We start from the raw sequence: 1313 nt of genomic DNA, 5'->3' as shown, positions 1-1313 counted from the left end.
ACCCATGATAGAAGAAGCGGACAAGTTTTTCTTCTTTATTCGTCGGCGCCGTTTCGGCAAAAGCCTCACTGTAAATATGTTGCAGCACTATTATGATATACTTGCCAAGGATAAGTTCGAAGCGCTGTTTGGCGACCTTTACATCGGAAAGCACCCTACGCGCGACCGGAACAGCTATCTGGTACTATACCTCAACTTCTCCGGAATAGTAGGCGAACTGCACAACTATCGCAAGGGGCTGGACGCGCATTGCCAAACAATGTTCGACTATTTCTGTGACATTTACGCCGACTATCTCCCCAAAGGCATCAAGGAAGAACTCGACAAAAAAGAAGGAGCTGTCGAACAATTTGAATACCTGTTCACAGAATGTAATAAGACCAACCAACGTATTTACCTCTTTATCGACGAATACGACCATTTCACCAATGCTATCCTCTCGGATATAGAAAGCCTGCACCGCTATACGGACGAAACACATGGCGAAGGTTATCTGCGCGCTTTTTTCAATAAAATCAAAGCCGGAACCTATTCCAGCATCGAGCGTTGTTTCATCACCGGCGTAAGCCCCGTGACAATGGACGACCTCACAAGTGGTTTCAATATCGGAACCAACTACTCGCTCACACCGGAATTCAACGAGATGATAGGTTTCACGGAAGAAGAAGTGCGCCAAATGCTCACTTATTATTCCACCACCAGTCCATTCAACCACAGTGTGGACGAATTGATAGAAATAATGAAACCTTGGTATGACAACTACTGCTTTGCGGAAGAATGTTATGGTGAAACCACTATGTACAACTCTAATATGGTACTCTACTTCGTCAAGAATTATATTCAACGAGGCAAAGCCCCCCGGGATATGGTAGAAGACAATATCCGTATCGACTACGAAAAATTACGTATGCTCATCCGGAAGGACAAAGAGTTTGCCCATGATGCCTCCATCATACAGACATTGGTGAGCGAAGGCTACGTCACCGGAGAACTGAAAAAAGGTTTTCCTGCTGTCAATATCACCAACCCCGACAACTTTGTGAGCCTGCTCTACTATTTCGGTATGCTCACCATTAGCGGCACGTATAAAGGAAAGACCAAACTCACCATCCCTAATCAGGTAGTCCGCGAACAAATCTACACTTATCTGCTAAGTACCTATAACGAAGCCGAACTCAATTTCAGTAGTTACGAAAAAAACGAACTTGCCAGTGCTCTTGCCTACGATGGCGACTGGAAAGCCTATTTCGGTTATATTGCCGACTGCCTGAAACGCTACACTCCCCAGCCAGACAAACAGAAAGGTGAATATA

At 45.1% G+C, this 1313-nt stretch carries 1 protein-coding gene; it reads left to right on the top strand.

What is annotated here, in order from left to right; translation table 11 throughout:
- Positions 1-1313 (top strand): AAA family ATPase (locus AB5935_RS26485; protein WP_368327926.1); only part of this gene is annotated, 1313 nt, incomplete at both ends.

The organism is Phocaeicola sp. RTP21198st1_B8_RTP21198_201120, from assembly GCF_040929485.1.
Classification (GTDB): domain Bacteria; phylum Bacteroidota; class Bacteroidia; order Bacteroidales; family Bacteroidaceae; genus Phocaeicola; species Phocaeicola dorei.
Note: the sequence above shows the minus strand (reverse complement) of the source record. Positions and strands in the feature narration are given on the sequence as shown.